6 protein-coding genes, 2 rRNA genes and 1 riboswitch (1 of these 9 cut by a window edge) are annotated in these 9,097 nt (G+C 41.8%); of the genes, 4 read left to right on the forward strand and 4 right to left on the reverse strand.

Annotated features, from left to right (window positions below):
* The first annotated feature begins 54 nt into the window (after window positions 1-54).
* From OTJ99_RS11055 to metE, 3 genes are all read left to right on the forward strand, one after another.
* The gene (locus OTJ99_RS11055; protein ID WP_045166195.1) at window positions 55-336 is read left to right on the forward strand and encodes an AbrB/MazE/SpoVT family DNA-binding domain-containing protein; all 282 of its coding nucleotides are present in this window, start codon (window positions 55-57) and stop codon (window positions 334-336) included.
* Window positions 333-593, forward strand: a complete 261-nt coding sequence (locus tag OTJ99_RS11060) for a hypothetical protein (protein WP_045166194.1) — start codon at window positions 333-335, stop codon at window positions 591-593. The genes OTJ99_RS11055 and OTJ99_RS11060 overlap by 4 nt, the downstream gene beginning before the upstream one ends.
* A gap of 325 nt (window positions 594-918) precedes the next feature.
* Window positions 919-1,142: riboswitch (cobalamin riboswitch) on the forward strand.
* A gap of 259 nt (window positions 1,143-1,401) precedes the next feature.
* On the forward strand, window positions 1,402-3,678 hold the full coding sequence (metE, locus tag OTJ99_RS11065; RefSeq protein ID WP_045166193.1) for a 5-methyltetrahydropteroyltriglutamate--homocysteine S-methyltransferase: 2,277 nt from the start codon (window positions 1,402-1,404) through the stop codon (window positions 3,676-3,678).
* Window positions 3,679-3,824: 146 nt separating this feature from the next.
* Here the strand turns inward: metE and OTJ99_RS11070 are convergent, their stop codons facing one another.
* Both OTJ99_RS11070 and OTJ99_RS11075 read right to left on the reverse strand, forming a co-directional pair.
* Window positions 3,825-4,472 carry a ThuA domain-containing protein gene (locus OTJ99_RS11070; RefSeq protein WP_045166192.1) on the reverse strand — a complete coding sequence of 216 codons (648 nt, stop codon included), beginning with the start codon at window positions 4,470-4,472 and terminating at the stop codon, window positions 3,825-3,827.
* A 35-nt stretch (window positions 4,473-4,507) separates the two neighbouring features.
* Entirely contained in the window at window positions 4,508-4,963 is a 456-nt protein-coding gene (locus tag OTJ99_RS11075; protein ID WP_045166191.1) for a VOC family protein, read from the reverse strand.
* A gap of 268 nt (window positions 4,964-5,231) precedes the next feature.
* On the opposite strand from OTJ99_RS11075, the gene OTJ99_RS11080 reads away from it, so the two are divergent.
* A complete protein-coding gene (locus OTJ99_RS11080; RefSeq protein WP_045166190.1) occupies window positions 5,232-6,179 on the forward strand; it encodes an AAA family ATPase in 948 nt (315 codons plus the stop codon).
* Window positions 6,180-6,326: 147 nt separating this feature from the next.
* Here OTJ99_RS11080 and rrf read toward each other — a convergent pair.
* Both rrf and OTJ99_RS11090 read right to left on the reverse strand, forming a co-directional pair.
* Window positions 6,327-6,443: ribosomal RNA gene (gene rrf / locus OTJ99_RS11085) — 5S ribosomal RNA — on the reverse strand.
* A 62-nt stretch (window positions 6,444-6,505) separates the two neighbouring features.
* Window positions 6,506-9,097 (reverse strand): 23S ribosomal RNA (locus tag OTJ99_RS11090) (it continues 377 nt past the right edge of the window).

Here is a 9,097-nt window from a genome sequence, read left to right on the forward strand (position 1 = left end):
GCGAGAATATACTAAAGTTAGAAAGTAAAACTTTCTAACTTTAAGAGGTGAGAAATGGTGATAGTTGAAATAAAGAAAAAATCCCAGGTGACAATTCCAGCTCAAATTCTGAAGAAATTGAACTTGCGTGTAGGTGATTTATTACAAATAGAGGAGAAGAATGGTAGGATAATTTTAACGCCTGTAGTAACTATTCCGAAAGAGCAGGCGTGGTTTTACTCTGAGAAGTGGCAAAGAGAAGAAGCAACTGTAGAGAAGAAGATTCAGGAAGGCAAACTCTTGGTGGCTAATTTGTTGCAAGAGTTATTTGAGGATTTGGGGTTGAATGACGAATGAAGATTTATTACTCGCAACTTTTCAAAGAAAAAGTAAACAAATTGCCACAAGATGTAAAAAAGATACTAAAGAAAAAGTTAGAACTATTATTACAAAATCCATACCATCCTTTTTTGCAAACTAAAAAAATACAAGGGACGAAAGATATATTTGAAACAACTATTACAATGGGAATAAGACTGACATGGCAGTATAAAGAAGATGCAATAATTCTTAGAAATATTGGTGAACATGATAAAACTTTAAAAAATCTATAAACTCACTTGCTTATCTCCTCGATAATAACGACTTCAATATCGATGAGATTTTAAATAATTTTGTGTAAAATAAAAATTCTCTTTCTTAGTAAGAATCAAAATATAAACAAAATTATTTATAGCCTCAATGAAGATAGCCCTGTTGTTTTTAAAGTTTCATTTGTTGTTGCAATCGCAAGAATATATATCACTGACCTTTTAATATATTGACAATTCCTAACTTTTCAATTAACATGTTTGATATAAAATGTGTTGCATAAATGCAATTGCCAATTTTCATTGCAAATATTCAATACAAATAAAAAAACTAAATATTTGCAACAGGCCTTTTACCTATCAAGCAGGTGCTGCCATTTGGCGGCTTAATAGGGAAAGCGGTGAAAATCCGCTGCAGCCCCCGCTACTGTGAGCACTGACAAGCCCTCAAAAATTTTTGCCACTGGAAGGTGTGGTTCCTCTTCTGAAAAGTGGAGCTTGCCTTCTGGGAAGGCCAAAGAGGGCTTTGGATGAGGTGCGAGCCAGGAGACCTGCCTGCTTGAGATGCCTTGGACTGTCTTCGGTGGGAAGCACAGTCAAGGTGGTAAAGACCAAAGGGGGTTATTTTGTCTTTTTTGCTTCTGAGATGAAATATACTTTTTTCCTTAAAGAGTTTATTGTTTTTTGCTAAAAAGATATATCAAAAAAAGAAAAATGAGGTCTTTACTGCCTTGATGTGCACAAAACTTTTTGATGGCAGTAAAGACTTTTTTGTTTTCTGTATGAGTTTGCTTTTAAACAAAAATTTAAAAAGGGAGGCTGAAAAAGCAAGATGATTTCGGTGGTTGGTTTCCCAAGAATAGGAGAAAATCGAGAGCTTAAAAAATGGGTGGAAGCATACCTTGACAAAAAGCTTACAAAAGAAGATCTTATTCAGAACTCAAAAGCCTTGAAAAAAAATCACTGGCAATTTCAAAAAGACTATGGGGTGGACTTGATTCCATCAAACGACTTTTCGTTCTATGACACTTTTTTGGACCATGCAGTACTTGTTAATGCAATCCCTGAGGAATACAAAAGTACTGGACTTGATGAACTTGACACATATTTTGCCTTAGCAAAAGGTTATCAGGATGAAAAGCACGATTTGAAAGCACTTCCTATGAAAAAGTGGTTCTTTACAAACTACCACTATATTGTACCTGAAATAACTCGTAATACTGAATTTAAACTTTCTTCCACAAAGCCCTTTGATGAGTTTGAAGAGGCACTCTCAATTGGAATCAAGACAAAACCTGTAATACTTGGTGCTCTAACCTTTTTAAAGCTTTCAAAAAAGACGGATGTGGATATATATGACAAAACCTGTTGGGAAAAACTTCTTCCTGTATACATCCAAATTTTTGAGAAGTTTAAAGAGTTAGGTGCAGAATTTATTCAGATTGATGAGCCAATACTTGTCACAGACTTAAATGGTGCAGACATAGAACTTTTTATAAACTTCTACAGCGCACTGCTTACTCACAAAGGAAGTCTCAAAATCATACTTCAGACCTACTTTGGCGATGTAAGAGATATCTATGAGAAGCTTTTCTCACTTGACTTTGACGGACTTGGTCTTGATTTTGTAGATGGAATATACAACTTGGAGCTTATCAGAAAGTTTGGGTATCCTGAAGGTAAGCTTTTGATAGCTGGAGTTGTGAACGGAAGAAATGTGTTTAAAAATAATTATAAAGAAAGTCTTGAAATTTTAAATACTTTATCGAATTATGTTGAGAAAAAGAACATTATAATTTCAACATCATGCTCTCTACTTTTTGTCCCATACTCTTTAAAATTCGAAACTCAACTTGACAATAGCAAAAAGAAATATTTGGCTTTCGCAGAAGAAAAATTAAAAGAGTTAAATGAGTTAAATATGCTCTTTAATGATGAAAATTACGCCCAAAATACTTTGTACATTCAGAACATACAGCTTTTTGAAGAACTAAAGGCAAATAAATTTTCGGATATAAACACCATTGTGAATAATCTCACCAGTGATGACTTTGAAAGAAAACCAAGTTTTGAAGAGAGAATTAAACTGCAAAAAGATGCGTTGAGCCTTCCAAATCTTCCTACAACAACGATAGGATCATTTCCGCAAACTCAGGATGTGCGCAAGGCAAGAAGTGAATTTAAAAACGGCAAGATAACATTTGAAGAGTATGACAAATTTATAAAGCAAAAGATTGAAAATGTAATAAAACTTCAAGAAGAAATTGGCTTGGATGTTTTAGTACATGGCGAATATGAAAGGAACGACATGGTAGAATTTTTTGGCGAAAATTTAGAAGGATTTATCATCACTAAAAACGGCTGGGTTCAATCTTATGGCACAAGGTGTGTAAAACCACCAATTATATTCTCAGACATAAAGAGAAAAAGACCAATTACAGTTGAGTATATAAAATACGCACAGAGCCTAACAAAAAAGCCTGTTAAGGGAATTTTGACAGGGCCTGTGACAATCCTCAACTGGTCGTTTGTTCGTGAAGATATTCCATTAAAAGATGTAGCTTTTCAGCTTGCTCTTGCAATAAAAGAAGAGGTGTTAGACCTTGAAAAAGAAGGCATAAAAATTATCCAAATAGACGAAGCAGCGCTCATTGAAAAGCTTCCACTTAGAAAAGCCTACCACAAAGACTATTTAGATTGGGCAATAAAAGCATTTAGGCTTACCTGCTCAAAAGTAAAGCCTGAAACTCAAGTTCACACTCATATGTGCTACAGCAACTTCGATGACTTGCTTGACGAAATTGCAAAGATGGATGTAGACGTTATCACATTTGAAGCTGCAAAGTCAGACTTTACACTTTTAGATAGTATTAAGAAAAGTAATTTGAAGTCTGAAGTAGGGCCTGGTGTCTTTGATGTACACTCACCAAGGATTGTGTCAAAAGAAGAAATGAAACAGCTTATTCTAAAGATGATTGAAAAAATTGGAGTAGAAAGACTTTGGGTCAATCCTGACTGCGGTCTTAAGACAAGAAAGGAAAACGAAGCCATTCCTACATTGCAAAACATGGTCTTGGCTGCATGGGAGATAAGGAATAACCTGGGATAAAGACTGAACAAAATTAATGCGGCTTGGGTATAAAAGCTTTCTAAAAATTCCCAGCCGCTTTTTTCTTTTTTGCATTCTCAATATTTTTGTACTGATTTGGGAGTATACTGCAAAACCTTGTAAACATTGGAGAAAGGTTTTATGTACTATTCTTTCAGAAGCTGTTCAAGCACAGTTTTTAAAAGGTTCTTAAAATTTTCATCAGAAAGTCCGTCTTCTCTGTGCGCAGGTGTAAGGGTTATTACCTTGCCATCTCCTGCTTTGTGCCACCAGCCAGCAATTGACTTTCCATCTTCTGATTCAGAATAAAGGTATACATTAGTATTTTGTTTATCACAGTAAACAAAGTAATGTTCATCTAAAATTGAAAAGTCAACCTCTTTGTTATTGAATATTGGCTTGCCTGCTGAGTGGTAACGAACGGGTTTTTGTTTATCAGGATGATACTTGAAGTAGCCTTTTATAAGTGTACAAAATAAACCGTTTTCGGGGTATGATGCAAGCCCTGAATGCCATACAAAAAGCCTTCCACCGCTTTCAACATAGTCTTTTATCTTCTTTTCGATTCTTCCTGTCATCCAATGTTTAATTTCTGGATCTTGTGGATTAATCCTATTTTCTTTTGCAATGACAATGGCGTCAGGTTTTTGGTCTAAAAAAGACTCAAAATCTTCAACTCTGCTGTCAATTACCTCATAGTTTTTTGAAATATCCGCCAAAGCGTTTTTTAAAGCATTTAAGAGATTATCATGACCGTGATAATAATCTCCAACGAGTGCTAAAACCTTCTTCATAATATAGTTTCCTCCTTTAATCCTTAAAAAGACTTTTAATAGTTCTCAAGAAGCTCTAAAATGAATTTTAATTTTTCAGTACTGTTCATGTAAGCATATCTTCCGCCAGTGTAGTCTCCTTTTTGAACAACATCAATTCCCACTTTTTTGAGGTTTTCTATCTTCTGGTCTATGTTTTTCACAAATACCCCTATGTGATGGATCCCCTCACCGTGTTTATCTAAAAATTCACGCCAAGTTGAAGGGTTTTCATCTGGCTGTATAAGCTCAACTTCAATGTTCTTAAAGTTCTTGAAAAACGCAAGTTTTGCACGGGCTTTAGTTGGCTGCCCCTTATATTCAGTATGAGTTTTATTGTACTCCTCTGTTTCAATTATTTGAGGAACATCCACTCCAAAAAACTCAGCAAATTCTTTTGCTGTCTTTTCAATATCTTTCACTATGATGCCTATCTGTACCACTACGTCTGTACCTAAAATCTCGTTTGCCAAACCTTTTTCTCCCCTTTGAAAATTTTTATAGATATATTTTACCTCAACTTATTAAGTTACTGGTACACAAGTATTCTCTGTTTTTTTGAGCAAGTTCCATAAATAGCTTATTTATAATTTGCAAACAGTAAAGATATGCTATCATTGAAAAGCTTCAGAAAAAGAGTTAAAATAAAATTGACAACAGAATTTTAATAGTTTAATCAAAATATGAGATGGTAAGAATTTTAAACAGAGAAAATTCTAAAAAAAAAGAGGTAATAGCCACATGCAGATATCCGAAATAGCAAGCAAAATTATTGAAAATATTTCAAAAGTAATTGTTGGCAAAGAAAAAACAATTGAACTTGTAGTGACCTCTCTTTTTGCAGGTGGACATGTTCTTTTAGAAGATGTACCGGGTACAGGAAAGACCATGCTATCAAAGGCATTGGCAAAGTCAATTAGTTGCAACTTCAAGCGTATTCAGTTCACGCCTGACCTTTTACCATCAGACCTAACTGGAATTTATTATTTTAACATGAAAACCCAGGAGTTTGAGTTCAGGCCTGGTCCAATTTTTACAAATATTCTACTCGCTGATGAGATAAACAGGGCAACTCCGCGAACACAGTCAAGCTTACTTGAGTGTATGGAAGAAAGGCAAGTTACTATAGATGGAGTAACGCACAAACTTGATGAACCATTTTTTGTAATTGCTACCCAAAACCCTATTGAAATCCAAGGAACTTATCCTCTTCCCGAAGCGCAACTTGATAGGTTTCTGATGAAACTAAGTTTGGGATATACAAACAAAGAAGAGACAATTCAGATGCTTACCAGATTTAGAGAGAAAAATCCCCTTGATGAGATAGAAGCTGTTGTATCGAAAGAGGAAATAACCAAGATTCAAGAAAAGATAAAAGAAGTTTATGTCAGTGAAGACATCTTAGGATATATATACGAAATTTGCAATAGTACACGGATGCATGAAATGGTACAACTTCCGGCAAGCAATAGAAGCTTTATTGCTCTTATGCGTGCATCTCAGAGCTTTGCTGCAATAAAAGGCTCAGACTTTGTGCTTCCTGATTATGTTAAATATTTAGCTCCCTATGTTCTTTCACATAGAATTCTTCTTAAAAATCAGTATATAATCAAAAATACTAAATCAGTTGATGTGATAAATGAGATACTTGAAAAAGTAAATGTACCAAGTGAAAATTTTGCTTTTTAAAAAATCTTTAAAAAAGACTAAAATAGAAATTTAACTTTTTCTATTGAATTTCTTGCGATGGGAAGCAAGTAGTCTGACAAAAAAGAAAAGTTATGTTATGTTGAGCTATCTTGTTAATTTTTTAACGATCCATAATTAAAAAAACAAACCCGGCAGCCACCTACTTTCCCGTGCCGTCGCCAGCACAGTATCATCGGCGTTGCGAGGCTTAACTTCCGTGTTCGGAATGGGAACGGGTGTTTCCCTCGCTCTTTCGCCACCGGATTTGTTTGCTTCTTCTTACCTTTTTTCAGCAGCCTCGCAAGTGAATAGGGTAAGGCGCTATACCGGTCAAGCTCCTCGGGCCATTAGTACCGCCTTGCTCAACGCCTCACAGCGCTTACACATGCGGCCTATCTACCTGGTAGTCTTCCAGGGCCCTTACCACCCTTTTAGGGTGTGGGGTATCTCATCTTGGGGTGGGCTTCACGCTTAGATGCTTTCAGCGTTTATCCCATCCGGACTTGGCTTCCCAGCCGTGCCCCTGGCGGAACAACTGGTAAACCAGCGGTCCGTCCAACCCGGTCCTCTCGTACTAGGGTCAGCTCCCCTCAAATACCCTGCGCCCGCGGCGGATAAGGACCGAACTGTCTCACGACGTTCTGAACCCAGCTCACGTACCGCTTTAATGGGCGAACAGCCCAACCCTTGGGACCTACTTCAGCCCCAGGATGCGATGAGCCGACATCGAGGTGCCAAACCTCCCCGTCGATGGGGACTCTCGGGGGAGATCAGCCTGTTATCCCCGGGGTAACTTTTATCCGTTGAGCGACGGCTCTCCCACTTGAAAACCGCCGGATCACTAAGCCCGACTTTCGTCCCTGCTCGACCTGTCGGTCTCACAGTCAAGCCACCTTAACGCCTTTGCACTCCTACCGCACGATTTCCATCCGTGCTGAGGTGACCTTTGGGCGCCTCCGTTACCCTTTAGGAGGCGACCGCCCCAGTCAAACTGCCCACCTGGCAGTGTCCCATCACTCGGTTCAGAGTGTCTGGTTAGTGCCCCAGTGCACCCAGGGTGGTATCCCACCGGCGGCTCCAGGGAAGCTGGCGCCTCCCCTTCTCAGCCTCCCACCTATCCTGTACAGGGCACACCAAAACACAGTGCCAGGCTGCAGTAAAGCTCCACGGGGTCTTTCTGTCCAACCGCGGGTAACCAGCGTCTTCACTGGTACCACAATTTCGCCGGGCACACCGCCAAGACAGCGCCCAAGTCGTTACGCCTTTCGTGCGGGTCGGAACTTACCCGACAAGGAATTTCGCTACCTTAGGACCGTTATAGTTACGGCCGCCGTTCACTGGGGCTTCGGTTCGGAGCTCATCACCCCTCCCCTTAACCTTCCAGCACCGGGCAGGCGTCGGCCCCTATACCTCGCCTTTCGGCTTAGCAGAGACCTGTGTTTTTGATAAACAGTCGCTTGGGCCTCTTCCCTGCGACCCTGAAGCTCATCACCTCAGGGCACCCCTTCTCCCGAAGTTACGGGGTCAGTTTGCCGAGTTCCTTAGCGGTGCTTAACCCGTCCGTCTGTGGATACTCTCCTCGCCCACCTGTGTCGGTTTCCAGTACGGGCACCTGCCTTCGCCTACGCGACGCTTTTCTTGGCAGTGTGAAGCACGGCACTTCGCCTACTTTACCTTCGGCTCCCCATCACGGCTCACGGTTGTCGGGTGTGCGGATTTGCCTACACACCCCCGCTCGCCGCTTGGCCGGGGTCAACCAACCCCCCGGTTGCCTGCTCCTCCTGCGTCCCGCCCCGTAGGATAACCTCCGGCAGGTGGCTCAGGAATATCAACCTGATGCCCATCAGCTACGCCTTTCGGCCTCGCCTTAGGTCCCGGCTAACTCTGGGCGGATTTGCCTTCCCCAGAAAACCTTGGGCTTCCGACGGGCAGGCTTCTCACCTGCCTCTCGCTACTTATTCCGGCATTCTCACTTCTGCCTCGTCCACCCTGGCTTACGCCTTGGGCTTCACCCTAGCGCAGAACGCTCCCCTACCGCTCTGACAAGATTCCACGCCTTGCCAGAACCCGCTGCTTCGGTGTGTGGCTTGAAGCCCCGAGTATTTTCGGCGCCCAGCCGCTCGACCAGTGAGCTGTTACGCACTCTTTAAAGGAATGGCTGCTTCTAAGCCAACCTCCTGGTTGTCTTCGCGGCTGAACATCCTTCTCACACTTAGCCACACCTTTGGGACCTTAGCAGACGGTCTGGGCTGTTCCCCTCTCGACCACGGACCTTATCGCTCGTGGTCTGACTCCCAGGATTACACCGCCAGCATTCGGAGTTTGATAGGGTTCGGTAACGTTTTTGCGCCCCTAGCCCAATCAGTGCTCTACCTCCAGCGGCTACATCCTGAGGCTAGCCCTAAAGCTATTTCGGGGAGAACCAGCTATCTCCGGGTTCGATTGGAATTTCTCCGCTACCCTCAGCTCATCCGACGCCTTTTCAACGACGACCGGTTCGGGCCTCCATGTGGTCTCACCCACACTTCACCCTGGCCAAGGGTAGATCACCCGGTTTCGGGTCTACTTGCGCATACTAAACGCCCTGTTCAGACTCGGTTTCCCTGCGGCTCCAGCGCTCTCTCGCGCCTTAACCTCGCATGCGCAAGTAACTCGCCGGACCGTTCTTCAATAAGTACGACGTCAGGGACATCTCCGCCCCCCTCCGTCTGCTTGTAGGCACAGGGTTTCAGGCTCTATTTCACTCCCCTCTCCGGGGTTCTTTTCACCTTTCCCTCACGGTACTAGTCCACTATCGGTCACCGGGAGTATTTAGCCTTGGAGGGTGGTCCCCCCTGCTTCACACCAGCTTCCACGGCACTGGTGCTACTCAGGATCAGAAGCACCACTCTACACGCGCTTTTCGCCTACGGGGCTGT

Origin of the sequence: Caldicellulosiruptor naganoensis, assembly GCF_026914285.1 — a bacterium.
Classification (GTDB): Bacteria; Bacillota; Thermoanaerobacteria; order Caldicellulosiruptorales; family Caldicellulosiruptoraceae; genus Caldicellulosiruptor; species Caldicellulosiruptor naganoensis.